At 56.5% G+C, this 18,784-nt stretch carries 16 protein-coding genes; 8 read left to right on the top strand and 8 right to left on the bottom strand.

The genetic code is table 11. From position 1 onward, the window contains the following. Positions 1-93: 93 nt before the first annotated feature. From EUZ85_RS26650 to EUZ85_RS26675, 6 genes are all read right to left on the bottom strand, one after another. Positions 94-993 carry a sterol desaturase family protein gene (locus EUZ85_RS26650; protein ID WP_127973170.1) on the bottom strand — a complete coding sequence of 300 codons (900 nt, stop codon included), beginning with the start codon at positions 991-993 and terminating at the stop codon, positions 94-96. A 169-nt stretch (positions 994-1,162) separates the two neighbouring features. Continuing rightward, the gene (locus EUZ85_RS26655) at positions 1,163-2,314 is read right to left on the bottom strand and encodes a VWA domain-containing protein (protein ID WP_127973171.1); all 1,152 of its coding nucleotides are present in this window, start codon (positions 2,312-2,314) and stop codon (positions 1,163-1,165) included. Continuing rightward, positions 2,311-4,746 (bottom strand): DUF5682 family protein, encoded by a 2,436-nt coding sequence (locus EUZ85_RS26660; protein WP_127973172.1) that lies wholly within the window; start codon positions 4,744-4,746, stop codon positions 2,311-2,313. Before EUZ85_RS26660 ends, EUZ85_RS26655 begins: the two co-directional genes overlap by 4 nt. A gap of 102 nt (positions 4,747-4,848) precedes the next feature. After that, positions 4,849-5,934 carry an AAA family ATPase gene (locus EUZ85_RS26665; protein WP_127973173.1) on the bottom strand — a complete coding sequence of 362 codons (1,086 nt, stop codon included), beginning with the start codon at positions 5,932-5,934 and terminating at the stop codon, positions 4,849-4,851. Continuing rightward, positions 5,931-7,436 (bottom strand): DUF5691 domain-containing protein, encoded by a 1,506-nt coding sequence (locus tag EUZ85_RS26670; protein ID WP_127973174.1) that lies wholly within the window; start codon positions 7,434-7,436, stop codon positions 5,931-5,933. Before EUZ85_RS26670 ends, EUZ85_RS26665 begins: the two co-directional genes overlap by 4 nt. A gap of 56 nt (positions 7,437-7,492) precedes the next feature. Next, positions 7,493-8,845, bottom strand: coding sequence for an SWIM zinc finger domain-containing protein (locus tag EUZ85_RS26675; protein ID WP_127973175.1), 1,353 nt, complete (start codon positions 8,843-8,845; stop codon positions 7,493-7,495). Between the two features lie 196 nt (positions 8,846-9,041). Here EUZ85_RS26675 and EUZ85_RS26680 point away from each other — a divergent pair, with 196 nt between their 5' ends. Next, positions 9,042-10,058 (top strand): AraC family transcriptional regulator, encoded by a 1,017-nt coding sequence (locus EUZ85_RS26680; protein ID WP_127973176.1) that lies wholly within the window; start codon positions 9,042-9,044, stop codon positions 10,056-10,058. A 14-nt stretch (positions 10,059-10,072) separates the two neighbouring features. Here EUZ85_RS26680 and EUZ85_RS26685 read toward each other — a convergent pair whose 3' ends face one another. Together EUZ85_RS26685 and EUZ85_RS26690 are read right to left on the bottom strand one after the other, a co-directional pair. Beyond that, positions 10,073-10,399 (bottom strand): DUF3301 domain-containing protein, encoded by a 327-nt coding sequence (locus tag EUZ85_RS26685; RefSeq protein WP_127973177.1) that lies wholly within the window; start codon positions 10,397-10,399, stop codon positions 10,073-10,075. A gap of 135 nt (positions 10,400-10,534) precedes the next feature. Continuing rightward, on the bottom strand, positions 10,535-10,978 hold the full coding sequence (locus EUZ85_RS26690; protein ID WP_127973178.1) for a GNAT family N-acetyltransferase: 444 nt from the start codon (positions 10,976-10,978) through the stop codon (positions 10,535-10,537). A 384-nt stretch (positions 10,979-11,362) separates the two neighbouring features. On the opposite strand from EUZ85_RS26690, the gene EUZ85_RS26695 reads away from it, so the two are divergent. The 7 genes from EUZ85_RS26695 (at position 11,363) to EUZ85_RS26725 (ending at position 18,744) form a co-directional block, all read left to right on the top strand. Then, positions 11,363-11,572: a cold-shock protein gene (locus EUZ85_RS26695; RefSeq protein WP_127973179.1), complete on the top strand. Its 210-nt coding sequence runs from the start codon at positions 11,363-11,365 to the stop codon at positions 11,570-11,572. A 319-nt stretch (positions 11,573-11,891) separates the two neighbouring features. Next, the gene (rnr, locus tag EUZ85_RS26700) at positions 11,892-14,306 is read left to right on the top strand and encodes a ribonuclease R (protein WP_127973180.1); all 2,415 of its coding nucleotides are present in this window, start codon (positions 11,892-11,894) and stop codon (positions 14,304-14,306) included. A 71-nt stretch (positions 14,307-14,377) separates the two neighbouring features. After that, positions 14,378-15,193 (top strand): arylamine N-acetyltransferase, encoded by an 816-nt coding sequence (locus EUZ85_RS26705; RefSeq protein WP_127973181.1) that lies wholly within the window; start codon positions 14,378-14,380, stop codon positions 15,191-15,193. 74 nt (positions 15,194-15,267) lie between these two features. Next, on the top strand, positions 15,268-16,185 hold the full coding sequence (locus EUZ85_RS26710; RefSeq protein ID WP_127973182.1) for a DMT family transporter: 918 nt from the start codon (positions 15,268-15,270) through the stop codon (positions 16,183-16,185). A 20-nt stretch (positions 16,186-16,205) separates the two neighbouring features. After that, positions 16,206-16,802 (top strand): Crp/Fnr family transcriptional regulator, encoded by a 597-nt coding sequence (locus tag EUZ85_RS26715; RefSeq protein ID WP_127973183.1) that lies wholly within the window; start codon positions 16,206-16,208, stop codon positions 16,800-16,802. 125 nt (positions 16,803-16,927) lie between these two features. Further along, positions 16,928-17,995, top strand: coding sequence for a bifunctional DNA-binding transcriptional regulator/O6-methylguanine-DNA methyltransferase Ada (ada, locus tag EUZ85_RS26720; RefSeq protein ID WP_127973184.1), 1,068 nt, complete (start codon positions 16,928-16,930; stop codon positions 17,993-17,995). Further along, the gene (locus tag EUZ85_RS26725) at positions 17,992-18,744 is read left to right on the top strand and encodes a 2OG-Fe(II) oxygenase (RefSeq protein WP_127973185.1); all 753 of its coding nucleotides are present in this window, start codon (positions 17,992-17,994) and stop codon (positions 18,742-18,744) included. Before ada ends, EUZ85_RS26725 begins: the two co-directional genes overlap by 4 nt. Positions 18,745-18,784: the final 40 nt, after the last annotated feature.

Raw genomic sequence — 18,784 nt, forward strand, 5'->3', positions numbered from 1 at the left:
GATTCCCATACTCTTTACGACGCATAGCGGACGTCGCCTGTGTGTCCTTTAACTATAGTGGATTCAGGGACAGGGAGTCGAAAAAGTATGCGTTCAGGTCGAGGCTGCGTTCATCGGCGTTTTAGTCTGACTCTCTGATTGCGCATCAGATGACGCAGCCTCCGGCGGACCGAACAGCGCCCTTAATCTGTTCCCCAGAGAAAGTCCGGGCATAAAGGCGTCACGCCACATATCCCGCCATTCATGAAACGTTAGCAAGAGCGGATTATGGCTGCGCACCGGCTTCACCACTCCATACTCGCAAGGCAACTCATCTTTTTCCGCGACAAAAGTGCCGAACAGTTTGTCCCAGATAATCAGAATGCCGGCGAAGTTCTTGTCGATATACTCCGGATTGCGCGCATGGTGTACGCGGTGATGGGAAGGAGTGTTAAAAATTGCCTCCAGCCAGCCGAGTCGCTTCACCACCTGGGTATGAATAAAGAACTGAAACGCCAGACTCAGCATCACCATTGTTACGGCTTGCTGTGGCGTAAACCCAACCAGTATTACCGGCAGCCAGAACAGCCACATACCGGAAACAGGATAAGTCAGACTCTGCCGAAACGCAGTGGAGAGATTAAGCGATTCCGAAGAATGGTGCACCACATGGGACGCCCACATCCAGCGAATGCGATGACTTCCGCGGTGAAACCAGTAGTAACAAAAATCCTGCAGCACAAACAACAGGATGAAACTCCACCAGGTAGCGGGAATATCAAACAGGCGTATCGAGAAAACCGCATCGTAAACATAAATCAGCACGATGGCGGCTACCGCCTCGGAACCCTCATGCATTAGCGCCAACGCAGCGTTGCTGAGCGTATCCGGCCAGGTATAGCGCGCGGTCGGAAAGCGTGCGCCTCTGCTTCGCAGATACCAGGCTTCCCAGGCGATAAAGCCGAGAAATACGGGCGCTAACGCAAGTAGCAAATATTGAAGTTCAAACTGCATCCGAACACTCCGTTAAGTCCATACATAACCGGCCTGCGCCAGTGTGGACATTTTCTGTTGCGGAGACAGTTTGATTATAGATGTTTCACGCCGGGATTATTGACATGAGACGACAGCAAGAAGTTGTGATGGCCTGCACTGGATGAGCGCAGCGCGCGGCAAGGGCGCGCTACCCTTGCCGCTCCATCACAATATCCTGACTCGCCGTCCAGTCCGCGACCGAGCCGCCGCCAAGAGCCACCGCCATCAGATCCGGGAACTGGTCCGGCGTACAGGCGAAAGTGGGGACATCCAGACTGGCGAACTGTTGCGCCAGACGTTTATCAAAGTACGGCGCGCCGTCATCATTGAGCGCCAGCAAAGTGATGACGTTAACGCCGGCGTGCTTCAGCTCCGCCACGCGCTGCACCAGTTGCTTCTGGTCGCCGCCTTCATACAGGTCCGTGATCAGAATGAACGAGGTGTCCTGCGGCTTGGTGATTTGCTGCTGGCAATAGGTGACGGCTTTGTTGATATCCGTGCCGCCCCCCAGTTGCACGCCGAATAAGACGTCCACCGGGTCCTGCAGTTTTTCCGTCAGATCCACCACAGCGGTGTCGAACACCACCAGCTGGGTTTTCAATGCAGAAATGGACGCCATCACCGCCGCAAAAATACTGGCGTAGATCACGCTCGACGCCATGGAGCCTGACTGGTCCACGCACAGCATCACTTCTTTCAGCGCGCTCGGCTGTTTACGGCCGTATCCGATCAAACGTTCCGGCACGATAGTGCGATATTCCGGCTGATAGTGCTTGAGATTCGCACGAATGGTGCGCGCCCAGTCGATATCCGCGTGACGCGGACGTTGCTTGCGCATGGCGCGATTGAGGCTGCCGCGAATGGCTTGCTCAGTATTGCTCTGCAACTTGCGCATCAACTCTTCGACTATCTTGCGCACCACTTGCCGCGCAGTTTCCTTGGAGCGCTCGGGAATCAGATGCCCCAGCGACATAAGGTTGGCCACCAGATGGATATCCGGCTGCACCGCTTCCAGCATCTCCGGCTCCAACAACATGCGCTCCAGATTCAGACGCTCGAAAGCGTCTTTCTGCATTACCCGCACAACAGAGCTGGGGAAACGCTCGCGAATATCTCCCAGCCAACGCGCAACCTTCGGCGCGGAGGAGGATAAATCCGCGCCGCGCTCATCATCAGAGCCATACAGCGCGTTGAGAATCTGATCCAGCTGCATATCCTCAGCGCTCATCGACGCGTTGTCCTGATTATCGCCGCCGAGCAACAACCGCCAGCGTCTTTCTCGTTCGGAAAGCAGAGTCATGAGGATGAGTTCTCCGTATCGTTGTTAGCCCCAAGGCCAAGCAGGGTTTCCAGCAAAGGCAACATGGCGTTCACCCTGGTGTAGTCAAAATCAGGATCAGCAATAATCCCCGCGGCGGTCGCCGTAGCAGAGCGAGATTTGCGTTTCAGGTTGGCCCGCTCGCCATCGGCGAAGCTGGAGAAAGTCCGCCGCAGTAACGGCAGCAACAGCATGAAGCGTTCTTCCGGCAGGGCGCATAAATAGGCGTCCAGCACAGTCCACAAACGGTCATCGTGAATCAACAGCAACCCGGAGCCTTCCAGCAACCCTTCGATCCAGGCCGCTGCGTGAGAAGGTTCCTCCGCCGCAGACAGCGCAAAGGACAGTGCATTCGCAGCGTCTTCGCCACTGATCTGATCCGCCCCCAGCAGCAATCGGTAACAGCGTCCCAGAATCACGCCATTCACTTCGGTTTGCCGCGCCAGACGAGACAGCTCTCGCCACCACTCAGTGAGACGCTCTGCATCCGCATAGAGCTTGAGAGCGTCCGAAACGTCTGCGATCAGCTTGGCGTGCGCCTTGGCGGCGTCCTCATCCACATTGCGGCACTGATACACCAGTCCGATATTGATGCGGGCGCAGAAGCCTTCGATGACATGATGCAATATTGAGGTATCCGCGCCGCGCACGTCGCCGTAACGCACGATGTTCACCAGTCGCGGCAGCGCCGCCATTAACTGATCCACATCATTGACCGTGGCGGCCTGCTGTTGCAGGAAGATAATCGCATCCTGTATGGCGTCTGGCAGATCCGCCAGCAGCAGTCGATCCACCCAGGCGGTGATATCGCTTAACTTGCTGGCGTTGCGCAGCTGCTCCAATGCGTATCCCATGGCGGCGGTGGCGATGTTATTGCCCCACGGACTTTGTTCGATCAGGTTGAGTTCAAACTCCGGCCGCCACTGCAGACGCCAGATCTCCTTGAACGTGCCTTTGCCGCTGCGATCGCTGACCAGACGCGCCCACTTCACCCCCAGCAGGTTCAGTCGATGGAACAAAGCGGAGCGCAGCTTGCCGTTGTCCTTACGCAGATCCAGCTCCAGGTCCTCCTCCACCGTTGAGACTTTCAGACGCAGAGATTTCTGTTGCGCCTGCAAGTCCGCCTGCAGCGGCGTCTTGGGCAGGTTTTCCGGCACGGTTCCAATGCGGTCGCCGACCAGCAACTTGCGTTGCAATAACGTCAGAGGAGCGGCGTCGCCGAAACAAAACAGGGTCTGAATGGTTTCATTCATCTCATCCAGGCTGGGCTGCGGTTTTTCCCGCAACGCCGCCAGCGTATCCGCCATGCGCACCGCTTCGATGACGCTGGAGGGCGCTACGTCAAAACCTTGCTCCCGTAACTCCCGCGCCGCCCGCGTCAGCCAGGAAGCGGAAATACCGTCGCGCACTGGCTCACCGTTTTCACTGCTACGCACCGCGTAGCGCCAGATATGCTCATACCATCCTGGGGCGTCCACCCCTGCGCCATAACCGCTGCGATAGCTGATCCGGTCATAGGTCCAGGGAATCCATGTTGCGCTCAACTTGATTTTGGGCAAGCCTTTGATCAGGGCGTTGTCGTCTTTGATCGCAACTTTTTTCACCAGCGCCGGGACGTGCCAGGCGCCGCAAATAACCGCAATGCGCTGAAAGCCCTCTTTCTCCGCTTTGCGCACCATTGAGCGCATCCAGGCCTCACGCCGCGCTTCCCGGTCACTAAGCTTCTGTGCGGAGGCTTCCGCGCGCAAGGCGCCCATGGCGTCCGCAATCGCAGCGAACACTTCAGCGCCCTGGCTGTGCTGCTCCACCACATGCTCCCACCAGCGCTCGCCATCGGAAAAACCGGCCGCCGCCGCCAACGCGTCGAGGGGATCGCCGCTGAGGGCCAATGAATCAATACTGGGCTCACTGTCTAGTTCAGAGCAGACATTCTCGTCGGTCAGCTCTTCCGCCGCAGGCGCATCAGTTTCCGTCTCATTCTGGCTCGCTGGACTTTTATCCAACGCTTCTGCGTTCTGTTCCTGCGCCATCTCCCGCTCGGCCGCTTCCACAGCCGCCGCGGCTTCCTGTCGAGCTTGTCGCGCCAACGCCAGACTGTGGATTTGCGGCAGGTCTATAAAACGCAGCGGCAGATTGTTGCGTCGCGCAAACTGCATGGCCTGCCATTCCGGCGAAAATTCCGTGAATGGATAAAACACGCTGTCGCGATAGTCATCGCTGGCGTATATCAATTGCGCCACCGGCGGTTGCAACTGATCATTGTGCAGGTGCTCCAACAATGGTTCCGCTTCCTGCGGTCCCTCCACCAGCAGAATCTCCGGCTGGAAATCCGCCAGCGCCTTCAGCATGCTGGCGGTGGAGCCCGGCCCGTGATGGCGGATACCGAGGTATAAAATCTTGTCGTTGATAAGCATGCTTCGCTTGTCGCCCTTTATTGGCGCACGCCTTCAAACCGTCATGGCCCCGCCGCAAATAGCAGCGATTGCCTAAGGCGCGCGTTCGTCAGACCGGATGTTTCAGCTCAGTTCGCGACAGGCGCGATATACGTCTTTCCAACCGTCGCGCTCTTTCACCACGGTTTCCAGATACTCACGCCAAACCACTGCATCCTGCACAGGATCTTTCACCACGGCTCCAATCAAACCTGATGCGAGATCCGAAGCCGATAGCTTTCCGTCGCCAAAGTGATGGGCCAGACTCATGCCGCTGTTCATGACAGAAATGGCTTCAGCAGTGCTGAGCGTAGCGCTGGGGGACTTCAGTTTTTCCTTGCCATCCAGGGTTTTGCCTTCACGCAGTTCGCGGAAGATGGTCACCACGCGCTGGATTTCCGCAATAGCGTTGACCTCCACCGGCAACTCCAGCGCGCGCCCCATATCACTGACGCGTTTGGAGACGATGCTCACTTCTTCTTCGATGGTGGCGGGCGTAGGCAGAATCACCGTGTTGAAGCGACGCTTGAGGGCGCTGGACAGTTCGTTGACGCCACGGTCGCGGTTATTGGCGGTGGCGATAACGTTGAAGCCGCGCACCGCCTGCACTTCGTCATTGAGCTCAGCGATAGGCAGGTGTTTTTCCGACAGGACTGTGATGAGCGTGTCCTGCACGTCGGACGGAATTCGCGTCAATTCCTCGATACGGCAGATCTTGCCTTGAGACATGGCGCGCATCAGCGGCGATTCCACCAGTGCGTCCCGGCTGGGGCCATGAGCCAACAGTTGCGCATAGTTCCAGCCGTAACGCATGGCTTCTTCGCTGGTGCCGGCGGTGCCCTGCACGACCAGCGTGGAGTCGCCCGACACCGCCGCCGCCAGATGCTCGGACACCCAGGATTTGGCCGTACCGGGCACACCGTAAAGCAGCAGCGCGCGATCGGTAGTCAGCGTCGCCACCGCGATTTCCATCAGCCTGCGCGAACCGATGTACTTGGGCGTTACTTCAAAACCGTTATCCAGCTTGCCACCCATCAAATAAGTGCAGACCGCCCAAGGGGACAGCGCCCAGTTAGCAGGGCGCTGACGCTTGTCCACTTCACGCAATGCCTCCAGTTCCTGCTGGAACAGTTGCTCCGCGTGCTGTCTTAAAATGGCTTGTTCGGTCATGACTGTAGCTCCTTATGGAAATCAACGCGGTTCTTGTACACCGCCAGCAAAGGGTTGGTTCGATCGTCTTGCAGGGGCTCCAGCAGGGAGCGAATTTTTTCGTAAGACGTCAACGAGAACTGGTAAGCCAGTTGATCAATAGTCTGGTGAGCGTCGTAATACCAACTCTCACCTTCGAGGATCTTGGCGCGAATCATCTCTGCGATGGCTTCGGATAATTTGGGCGTCAGACGGGAGAAGGCTTTGAGCTGATACAGCACCGGCAGCCAGAACTGGCTGTCCTTCTTCATCGCCGCCTGCAGCGCGGGCAATATCAGCGGCTCGATCTTTTCGGCGGCGAAACCGGCGGCCAACCCACCCAGATATTCGGTACGTTCAACTTCCGTCAGCGCAGGAAACAGCGTTTCAAAATAAGTCACGTCGCCGTGCAACATAGCGCCTTCGGACAAGGCCAGCAGCGCCGCCTCCGCGTAGTCGCTGCGACGATACAGATCAATGGTCTGTTCTAAAGACGTTTGCAAAATCTCAGCGCTGACACGCGGGGGCAGCAAAGCCAGCACTTGATAGAACCAGCCCGCCCGTTTGCCCACCTTGGTGCGGTTGGGCAAATGCGTCAGATCTTCTTTAACGCCCCACTTCTCCCAGGCTTTATCAAATTCCTTGGGAGGCTCGATGTTCAGTTGGGACTTCTTCAGCAAAGCTTTCTTTAGCTGCAAAGAACTGGCGAGCCACTCCCGTAACGGCGTCAACACGGACGCATCGCCCAACTGCGCTAAAAACCGCGTCGCCTGATATCGCACAGGCAGGCTGCGATCATCAACGCAGGCGGCCAGAAATACAGTGTCGCTGGGGTTCAGACCGACTTTCATCACTTCCAGTAACGCGGCGCGTTCCTTGGCGGGCTCATCTTTCCAAATCGCACTCAACTGATTCAGCGCTGCGGCCGGGTCCGCCTCACGCAGACGACGGAACGCATCCACTCGGGCCACGCCGCTGAGGTGAGCTAGTTCCTCCGATGCGGGAGCGTCGCTGCGCAACGCCTCCCACTTGAGATTGAGCCCGCATAGCCAGCGCCCGCGCTCACCCATGACGTGGCGCAGACTGACCTGCAATCGCGGCTGGTTAAGCGCCGCGTCAAACAGATCCGCCAACGCCGCCGGAGGCGACACCCGTCCGGCGTCGGCCAGCGTAGTCAGATACTCCGCCAGCAAACGCGTATCTTTGGCGCGCAAGGCGGCGCGTAGTAATTCTTCCGCACGTTCGCTGCATTGCTCAACGCTGTCACTCTGAGCCGGCGCCACCGCTAAAGCGCGCTGATGAGACTGTCCCACCAAACGCGTAAAGTTGAACATAACGGCGGCCTTCAGCAGGCGACGTTCCGCCGGCTCTGCGGCCATTTTATCCAGCGCCGCGCCCAACTCCGCTGATGGCGCGGTCCAGGGCGCATCCTGGGCGTCGCAGCCCAATATCAGGCGCTTAACGCTATCGTTCCATTCCTGCATGATGATTCCTGACCTACATGATAATTTCTGAATAGATCCGACGGCTCAGGCGTCGCTTAAGCAGCGAGCGCCTGACGCGAGGTAACATCGAAATACTGGTGTTCGGCCCATACGCCGAGGGGATTGAAACGATCCCCGCACCACTCGCCTACGACGCGCACCGGGTGGCCGCCACTGACGGCCAGCAGTTTCCAAAGATCCCCTGCGCGCTCGGCCAGCGGGACGGCTTTACCGTCAGCGTCAACCAGCCAGAATGCGTCATCCTGCCGCCAGGGAATGACTGCGTCGACGATAAAGGGGTAAGGACCTACCCAGGGATTCCGCGCGAGCAATTGCTCATACTGGTTGAACATCGCGTCCAGGCTTATTCCGGCTGGAGTCGCCGGCGTATCGCCGACATGCTCCGGCGACAGGGTCGCAGCGTCCGCAAATATCGCCCGCAACGGTGAACCGGAGGGATAAAAGTGAGCGTTGCCCCGAATCAGCTGACCGCCGCGCCATCCCATCACCAGGCTGGCGCGTTGCGTTTCATGCGCGAAATTAACCACTTTGGCCATCCGCCCGCTGTCCAGTCCCACCAGATGGATCACCTGCATCACCAGCCGCTCTTCCTGGGTCTGACTGTGCGACAACGCCAGCCAGACGTCTTCCACCGGAGGCGTGGCCAACAGCTCGTCCTGGCTCCATGGCCAGCCTATTTGCGTACGGATGTCCGCCTGCAGATCATCCGCCAATTGCTCCATTCTGCCGTAGGCGTTTAACAGCAGATACAAACGGCTCAGCGACGCCGCCAGCTCTGACATGCGATCGCCGGTAATAGCCAGAGAGGCCATCTGGCGCACATGATTGGCCAAGCCCGGCGCCTGCGCATCCACCATGCGCGACTCCAGATTTTTCCAGTACTGGTAATTCTTGTTCTGCAAGTCCGCCAACCCGGTACGAGCTACGTCTTCAGCCCAGAGCGTGAGTTCTTCCACCCCGCGACTGACTTTTTGCTCGCGCTGCTCTTTACGTTTTTCCTGCGCGGCGGCGTCAACCGGCTTCTTGTTCTGGGCGCGCTCGACTTTCTTCTGTTCCCGGTCGGCGCGGCTATCCAGCCATTCAGCGACCCAATCGGGCGCGTCTTGCTGGCGAGTAAAGCCATTCTGTTGCTGGGCATACAGGAGAAAGAGCGCAAGCCCGTGCTTACAGGGAAACTTACGGCTCGGACAGGAGCATTTGAATGCAGGACCGGACAGGTCGATACGGGACAGATAAGGCTTCGATCCGCTTCCCTGACAGTGTCCCCAAATGGCTTCATCGTTATATTCCAATAACGGCCACTTACTTGTGTTGGTGAGTTTCTGTGCGGCTTTGACTGAGGCGCTATCCGGCGCCATGGCGATAATTTGTTCTTGATTCCAGGACACGAATTACAACTTTCCAGTATGGGTGGTTGATTAGTGACGAGCGGCGGCTTATTTAAAACAGAATCGGCGGTAATTGTATAGGGCCGTCATTCATAATTCATATTTGCGCTTCACGGGCGAAGGTTGGTTAGAATAAGTTCGCCCGTGACCGTATAAAAACACAAACTCGTTCCAACAAGCAGCTCAAAGACGCGCCATGATTATTCGAGACAGTCAGATTTCCGCCGCCTATCTCCGCGGCCTGGTAGATTATCTCATTCTGAAACGACAGGATGCGTCTTTATTTCTAAAGCCTTTCCAGATTTCCGAAGCGGCCATTGGCGAACCACAACAACGCCTGCCGACCCGATTATTCGGGGCCATGCTGGAAGCCGCCGGCGCTTTGCTAAATGACAAAAATATCGGGCTGCATGTCGGCGAACAGATCAAACCTGGGCAGTACGGCGTCCTCGGACTCAGCGTCATGAACTGTAAAACCCTGCGAGAAGCAATCGTAAGACATGAGCGCTACGAACGACTGGTATGTGATGTCGGACATACCACTTACCGGCTCGCCGGCGATGAAGTCATTCTAAGTTGGGACAGTTGTTCGCCAGACCTGTCGCGGCATATCGCGGAAGAGAATATCGCCAGCTGGACCACATTCGCCCGCTGGATTACCGGCGCGGATGTGTCCCCTGCGCTCATCCGCTTTCAACATTCGCGCCCACAGGATATTCAGGAGCACGAGCGTCTTTTCCGTTGCCCCCTGCAATTCTCCTGCGACAGCATTGAAGTGCGCTTTCCCGCCGCCTATCTGGATCTGCCCTTACGCCAACATGACCCCGCCATGCTGGTGTTGCTGGACGAATACGCGGACCGCCTGCTCTTGCAGCTCAACCCGGAGGCGGACTTCAGGGATAAAGTGAAAGCTGCGCTGACGGATCTGCTGCAGGCCGGCGATATCAGTCTGAAGAAAACGGCGCAGACATTGGAGCTTTCTGAAAGGGCGCTGCAACGTCGGCTACAGGAAGAGGGATGCAACTATCAGCAGATTCTCGACGACACGCGCCGGGAGTTGGCGCTCAGGCAAATCAGCGATAAGCGTCTGGACCTGTCGGAAATTACGTTCTTTCTCGGGTTCGCGGATCAAAGCGCGTTTCAGCGAGCGTTCAAACGCTGGACCGGGCGAACGCCGGGGCAATATCGCCGCGAACTGGAACCTGTAAGCTAAATATTCGCTGGCGGCTAATGATAGCTGATGCGATGCGCATCCAGACGCACATCCTTGACCCAGCGCCCCAAAGTGTCCACTTCGCCGTTGTAGCGTTCTTCCCCGGTTGAGGAAAACTCAAACGTATAGGTTCGCGCCAGACGCATGGAGCCCCGCGTATCCCGTCGCAAACCCAGCTTACGCAGGGCCACGCTGCCGTCGAGAAATTGCAGATCAAGCTCCTGACATTGACGCCTCGCGGCGCCAAGAGCGATCTCCCGCACCTTTAGCGCTTCCCACCATCCCCAGAGCGCGATGGCGCAAAGCGTCAGCCAGAACAGGTCGATCAATTGCAGATTCATAGGGTTTCCATCTTTACTATGGAGATAGTTTTCATCATAACGATTTTGCCGCAGGGGGCGCCAATCGCCAGCAGCGCATCTGATCATTTTTACGCAGTTGAAGTAACGACGCAGATCACTTCTTGTGGGGGCGAGTCAGGCGTACGTCAAGTGCATCAACAGATATTCGCCCGTCGGCATATCCACGCCGCGTTCGATCTCGCGCCAGCCCCGATGGCGATAAAAGGCCACTGCCGGCTCATTTTTGGCGGCGACTTTCAGTTGCAGGGGAGAGTCAAAGCGCTGGCGACAATACTCCAGCAGCGCCGTACCAACGCCTTTGTTTTTAAAGGGTTTGTCTACATACAGGTTGTGAATGAAGCTTTCCGGCTTCCAGATAGAGATAAATCCCACCGCCACGCCTGCGTGATCGGCGACATACACCTCTTCGTCCCGAACGCTGCCCAAAAAGTCATGAATCGAAAACGTATCAGCTTCAATCCAGTAAAACGTCTCCTTGCGCGACTCAAAAAATATCCTGCTCAAATCAGGCGTATCCGCCGCCGTTGCAGCGCGGATGACCAGCTCATTCAGCTTCATCTGATACCAATCACTCAGTCCTTTTCCAAACCGACAACATGGTTCCAGAGCCAATGATCGAATGCAATGTTGGATTGCTCACGCTCACCCGCGCTCCAGTTTCGCCGCCGGATTACTCGCAACCCGTTCTATTCAAAGCATATCCTTCGACATTTGAGATAACGGCGCTGACATTAATAATATTTTTAATAATTTATTCATTGACAATCAGAATCAAAACTATAGACTCGTGGAAAGGTAGAAAGAAAGCCTCTAGTTTTATTTAACACTCCGCTCGATGTTTTAGTCATAATCTTCGTCCTGTAGTTTTAAATTCCAGTCTTGTTTTTCCACTTTAAATCGCCCGCAAGGCAAATTTTTATTCATTTATTTCAGGAGATTTTTATGTCCGATACAGTTAAAGGCACTGTTAAATGGTTCAACGAAACTAAAGGTTTTGGTTTCATTCAACAAGAATCCGGCCCAGACGTTTTCGCTCATTTCAGCGCAATCACTGGCAACGGATTCAAAACCCTGACGGAAGGTCAGCAGGTTGAGTTCACTGTCGCCAAAGGTCCAAAAGGTCCGCAGGCTGAGAACATTGTTTGCTTATAAGCAGCAATAATCGGAGCTATCAAAAATATTCTTTTTGTTAGCCCTTTTTCTCAATGCGAGACCGGGGCGGATATATCGCCGCCCCGGCCGCATGAGTTTAAACTAAATTTGTTCCGCTTTTATCCGCTAAAAGCTACTCGGCCTTTCGCCATCGCCTTCCACGAACATATCTTTATAAGCGCCCGCCGCTTATTTCTTAATAAATTAAAGCATTACCAGCCAATATATCTTGTCGAGTTTTATCTGAACTACACTGAAGCCTTCCTTCATATATTATCCAGAGCAAGTTATCGGCTGTCTTTTCCAAAGAGGAAACACCATGAGCACAGCCTCAATAACTGCAATTAGCGCGCAAGACGCGCAAAAATACGATAATCCGATCCCCAACCGCGAGTTCATTCTCAATGTGCTCAGTCAGCAAGGCGGACGTCTCAACCGTGAACAATTGGCTGAACGCCTCAAGCTGAGCAGCGATCAGGACCTGGAAGCGCTACGACGTCGCCTGCGCGCAATGGAGCGTGACGGACAGATCCTTTTCGATCGCGGAGACTACACGCCAATCAACCCGAATGAGCTGATTAGCGGTCGCGTCATCGGCCGCCGCGAAGGACACGGTTTTCTGGCTCGGGATGAAGGGGGGGATGATCTGGTTCTGGGCAAAAGCCAAATGCGCAAAGCGATGGACGGCGATCGCGTCCAGGTTCGCATCAGTGGCGTCGATCACCGAGGCCGACAGGAGGCCCAGATCGTCAACGTACTGGAGCGCAACACCACGCAGTTGGTGGGTCGCCTGAAAACCGAATCCGGCGTTCATACTCTGATTCCTGACAATGACCGCATCTGCAACGAGATTATCGTTGCGCCGGAAAGCCTTGGCGACGCTGTTGACGGACAGTATGTCGTGGTAAGCATCGCCAAGTACGCCAGAAACCGTTCGCCAATGCTGACGGAAGTGATTGAAGTGCTTGGCGACGCCATGGCTCCGGGCATGGAAATCGACATAGCTCTCCGTAATCACGACATCCCCTTTGTCTGGCCCAAAGAAGCCATTCAGGCGGCGAAGAAACTGGGCTCAACGGTCTCTGAAGAAGACAAACTACACCGGTATGACTTACGCAGCGTTCCCCTGGTCACGATTGATGGCGAAGACTCCATGGACTTTGACGATGCGCTTTTCTGCCAGCCGCGCAGCAATGGCGGATGGCGTTTGTTTGTCGCTATCGCAGACGTCTCTCACTATGTGAAGCCGGGCAGCCCGCTGGACCTGGAAGCTCAGAAACGCGGGACATCCGTTTACTTTCCCGGTCGCGTAGAACCCATGTTGCCGGAGGCGCTGTCCAATGGACTGTGCTCACTGAATCCCAATGTGGATCGTCTGGCCATGGTCTGCGAAATGTTCATCGACTCTGCTGGCAATCTCGGCAAGTTCCAGTTCTACGAAGGGATCATGCGTTCTCATGCCCGCCTGACCTATACAGAAGTCGGCGCGTTGCTGGAGCAACCGGAATCCAGACTTGGTCAGCAGGTCCAACAGCGCTACAGCGATCTGGTTCCGCACCTGCAGGCGTTGCATCAGTTGTATGGCGCGCTACGGCAGGCTCGCAGCAAACGCGGCGCTATTGACTTTGAAACCACAGAAAGCAAGTTTCAATTCGACGCTCAACGCAAGATTCGCCGCATTGACCCCGTCGTGCGCAATGACGCTCACAAGCTGGTGGAAGAATGCATGCTATGCGCCAATGTGGCGACGGCGCGCTTCCTGCAGAAGCTCAAGCTTCCCGCGCTGTATCGGGTTCACCAGGGACCTCTGCAGAAAAAGCTGGAAAGCCTGCGTGCGTTCCTCGGGGAATTGGGATTGTCTCTGGGTGGCGGCAAGCAACCGACGGCCACGCACTATCGCCGCCTGTTGAACAGCATCAGCGAGCGTCCTGACGCGGACGTCATACAATCCATTATGCTGAGATCGCTTAGCCAGGCAGCGTACAGTCCGGATAACCAAGGACATTTCGGGCTGGCTTACAGCGCTTACGCCCATTTCACATCGCCGATCCGGCGTTATCCTGATCTTCTGACGCACCGCGCAATTCGTTCGGTGATCAGGGGGGATGAAAGCGGCGGCAAGCTAAAGCGCGCATTAAAGTCGATCACCGGATTGGGCGTGGATCCCGTTCGCCGCGTCGACAGCGCCGCCTCTTTATCGCCGTCGCAAAGTTATCCTTACAACCTGGAGGAGATGCTGAAGCTGGGTGAGCAATGCTCTCTCGCATCCCGCCGGGCGGATATGGCCAGTTGGGATGTGGAAGCATGGCTGAAGTGCGAATACATGCAGGATCGCATTGGCGACGCCTTCGCCGGCACAATCTGCGGAGTAACCAACTTCGGCCTGTTCGTGGAGCTGAAAGGCGTGATGGTCGAAGGTTTGATTCATATCTCTGCGCTAGAGGGCGACTATTATCAATTCGACGCCGCCAAGCAGCGCCTGACTGGCGAACGCAGTAAAAAAAGCTACGGGCTTGGGGACGCGATTCAGGTAAGAGTCGTTCGCGTTGATCTGGAGCAGCGCAAAATCGAACTTGAAATGGATGGTCGCTGGCAAGCGTCTGGTAACGGCAAAAACGTCTCCGGCGGCAGACGACGCAGTAATGACAAGTCGCCCGGCCGACGCTCAGGAAAACCGAAGTCCAGCGGTCGGTATGCGAACAAAAAACCCGCCGTGGCTGAGAGCGCCCACTAAACCCAGGTTAATTACTTACTGCAGCGTTCAGGGTAGGCTTAGGGAAAATTGATTGAAGAAGGATACATTCAATGACTTTGACCGAAATCTCCAACGCCTATTTTACTGACCTGGACGTTAATCCAAACCTTCCGCCCCTGGAAGTGATCCGCGATATGCAGAGTCGGCATATCGCCAAGTACAGCTTCAATAATCTGGCGGTGGCGTTGTCCCAGGACATCCAGATAGACAGTGAGTCTGTGTTTAACAAAATCGTGCGTCAGGGCTTCGGGGGCTATTGCTTCGAACACAACAAACTGACATTCGACGCGCTTTCCGCGCTGGACCTGGATGTACGCATTCTGCTGGCGCGCGTGGTGTATAACACCGACAACGACGTTCCCCGCACTCATCGCATCACCTTACTCACACTGGATGACGCTCAGTACATTGTCGACACCGGCTTCGGTCACTTCGGCGCGCGCTTTCCTATCAAACTTGAAGAAGGTCTGGAACAGGATCTGGGAGACGCCATCTATCGCATCGTCAAAAATGCGCGGGGGGATTATTGCTACCAGATTCTTAAAGACGGCGTGTTTTTCACCCTGTACACCTTTGATCTGGGACGCTATACCGAAGCGGATTGCCTGACGGGACATTTTTACTCCCACAAGCACCCGAACGCCGCGTTTCTGCACAATCTGGTGGTATGCCGCAAGTACTTCAACGACGTGCAGTCTCTGCGTAATGGCGAGCTGCATCGCATGCGCCAGGGTGAAACCACCGTAGAACCGGTCGCCGACATTGAAACGCTGCACCGCCACCTGACGCAGACATTTGAGTTGAACGTAGACGCCGCCGTCTCGGAATTCCTGTTCAATAAGTTTATCGCTGAAAAGTCCGCTTAACCGCGGACGCCCCTCGCGCGGCGCGCGAACCTCCCGTTTTACCCTGACATTATTCATTCAATTGGATTCGACTTATGCACGCGCTCACGAAAGATACGCTGACGCTGTTGCTATGGGTGGCGCTGATGGCGTCCTCCTTCGTGGTTTCAGCCGACCTGCCTCAATACGCCAGCCCTATCGCCGGTACTGAGCTGCGTTTTATTTTAGCGACACTGCTGCTGGCGCCGTTGGCGCTGACCCGTTACGCCTTGTTCCGCGACCTTGGCCTGCTCATGCGCTACGGCATGATCAGCCTGTTCCTGGTGCTGTTCTTTATCGGATTGTTTGAAGCGCTGAAAACCACCACCGCGCTGAATACCTCCGTGATCTACACGTTGGTTCCACTGATGAGCGTAGCGATCAGCCGTCTATTTCTGGGAGCTGGCGTCAACGCCGTTATGCTATGTGGATTCGTTCTCGGCGCCGGCGGCGCGCTCTGGGTTTTGCTCGCCACTCATGGAAACAGCGCGGAAACGCTCGCCTGGAACGACGGCGACGCGCTATTCCTGCTCGCCTGCGCAAGCCTTGCGCTGCATGTCACGCTGGTCAAGAAATGGGGCTCCAATACGCCTCCCATTCAGGGCGCTTTCTACATCATGCTGATGGGCGCAATCCTGATGGCGCCGGTTATGATTGTCGCCGGCGATATTGAGCAGGTCGCCTGGGGCGAGTTCGACTTCTGGCGGGTATTGTTGTATCTGACGCTGTTCGCCACCATCGCCACCTTTTACCTGCAGCAGCATCTGGTGCAGAAAGTCGGCCCTAACCGTCTGCTGGCGTTCAGTTATCTCATCCCTACATTCGTCGCCATCGGACAGGGTTTCATGCAAGGCCCAGGGCTGTGGTACAGTCTGCCCGGCGTGGCACTGACGCTGCTCGCCCTGCTGCTGATCTCCGGCGCCTGGTCGCCAGCGGCGCGTAAGCCCCATGTTAGCGACGCACCGGCAAATTGATGTAGAGATGAGGGGACACGATGAATCAGCGGGAAATCGAACGGAGTTTCCTGAATTTTCTCAAGCAATCATTCCACCTGATTGACGCCGTCGACCTGACGGATTTGGATCTGCAGGGCGAAGTGCATTGCTACCGCAAGGGCGACCTGCTGATTCAGCAAGGTCGACCCGCCCCCAAGCTTTACTACTTCGCCAAAGGTTTCGCCCGCTATGTCTGCGTCTCCCCTGAAGGCAAAGAGTTTACTCAGTCCTTCGCCTGCTCGCCCAATATCGCCGGCTCCACCCGCGCCATGGTGCTCAATGCCCCAGCGTTATTCAGCATAGAAGCGCTGGACGACGTACTTTGTCTGGAGTTCGACTGGAGTCATTTCAGCCAGAGCCTGCAACGTCATCCCGGGCTGCTCGCCACTTACACCAAAATGCTGGAAGCCCTGTTCATTGGCAAAGAAGAACGTATCTATGGCTTTGTGCAACTGACGGCGGAGCAACGCTATCTCAACTTCCTGGAACAAAATCCTCAACTGAGCGACAAAATTCCCCTGCAATACATCGCCTCCTACATCGGCATTACCCCCGTGGCGCTCAGCCGCATCCGCAAAAAGCTACGCCTGGACTGAATCAGGCTTATGGTCCGGCGCGTTGGTGGACGATTCGAATTTGAAAGCAATCCTCAGAGTGCGAGCAAAAACGTCCATTGCTAAATTTTCCGCCATCAGGTAGACCTTAACCAAGGAGCGCCACCATGAACGCACCAACCAAAGCCATCGCCACAGAAAATGATCCCCGCTGGCGCGCGCTGCTGGAGCGCGACGCCCAGGCGGACGGCAGTTTCTATTACTCAGTGAAGACCACCGGCGTTTATTGTCGTCCGTCCTGCGCCGCCAGGACGCCGCGCCCGGAGAATGTATGCTTCTACGACAGTATTGAGGAGGCGGAGCAAGCGGGTTTCCGTCCCTGCCGGCGTTGCCGCCCTGACGCGCCTTCACTGGCCGCGCGGCAAGCGGAAAAAATTGCTGCAGCCTGCCGGTTGATCGCTGACGCAGAAGCCATCCCCAGTCTGGATGAATTGGCCCAAAGCGTAGGCATGAGCAAGTTTCACTTTCATCGACTGTTCAAACAGATCACCGGCCTCACCCCGCGCGGCTACGCCGCCGCACAACGTCAGCAACGCCTCAACAGCGCCCTGCAGAATGCAGAGACGGTGACGGACGCCATTTATGACGCCGGGTACAGTTCCAATGGGCATTTTTATGGGGAATCGGATCACTTTCTCGGCATGACGCCAAGTGACTATCGTCGGGGCGGGACCAATGCGGAAATCCGTTTCGCGGTGGGCGAATGCGGCCTGGGAGCTATCCTGGTGGCGCAAAGCGTCCGCGGCGTCTGCGCCATTTTACTGGGAGACGAACCGGAAGCCCTTGTGCATGAGTTACAGGATCGCTTTCCCAAAGCGCAACTGATAGGCGACGATGCCGACTTCGAGCGCTTGATCGCCAAAGTCGTGGGATTTGTGGAGGCGCCTCAGATCGGGCTCGACCTTCCCCTTGACGTGCGCGGCACCGCCTTTCAACAGCGCGTGTGGCGCGCTTTACAGGAGATTCCGTCAGGCGCGACGGCGAGTTACGCCGATATCGCCCAGCGCATCGGCTCTCCAAAATCCGTTCGCGCCGTGGCGCAGGCTTGCGCCGCCAACCTGCTGGCCGTGGCCATTCCCTGCCATCGTGTAGTGCGCAGTGACGGCGCTCTGTCGGGCTATCGCTGGGGCGTCGAGCGCAAGCAGGCGCTGCTGGAGCGGGAGGCGCAGGAATGAACGGTTTTACGGACTCCGCAGTGATGCCAACGCCCGCTAAAAGCCTGTCCGCGCGTTTGAGCAGCTACAACTGGGAGCAAGCCAGTCATGAGTTAACTCAACGCGGCGCGACCCTGCTTGGCGGATTGCTGAGGGAACAGGAGTGCGCGGCACTGATCTCCCTGTACGATGAGGCGGAACTCTATCGCAGCAAAGTGATCATGGCGCGTCACGGCTTCGGACAGGGCGAATACCAATACTTCCGATATCCCCTGCCCCATCTGGTCTCGGAGCTGCGGGGCCTGGCTTATCCCTATCTTGCGCCTGTGGCGAACCAATGGAACGCCGCCATGAATCTGGACATCCGCTACCCCGAAGCGCACCAGGACTTTATCGCGCGCTGCCACAATGATGGGCAGACGCGCCCCACACCGCTGATCCTTCAATATCAGAAAGGCGACTACAATTGTCTGCACCAGGATTTATACGGTGAACATGTCTTCCCACTGCAACTGGCGGTGTTGCTGTCCGCGCCAGAGCGCGACTTTAGCGGTGGTGAGTTTGTGCTGACCGAACAGCGGCCGCGCATGCAGTCTCGCGCGGAAGTGGTTCCACTGCGGCAGGGCGATGGGGTAATCTTCGCAGTGCATCACCGCCCGGTACGAGGCGTCCGAGGCGTGTATCGCGTCACCATGCGCCATGGCGTCAGCCGGGTGCGCTCAGGCAGGCGCTACGCGCTGGGAGTGATTTTTCATGACGCCAAGGGTTAAATTTCGCAGCAAGATCCAGGTCTGAACAAAACGGCCGACA

This window comes from Hahella sp. KA22 (assembly GCF_004135205.1).
GTDB lineage: Bacteria > Pseudomonadota > Gammaproteobacteria > Pseudomonadales > Oleiphilaceae > Hahella.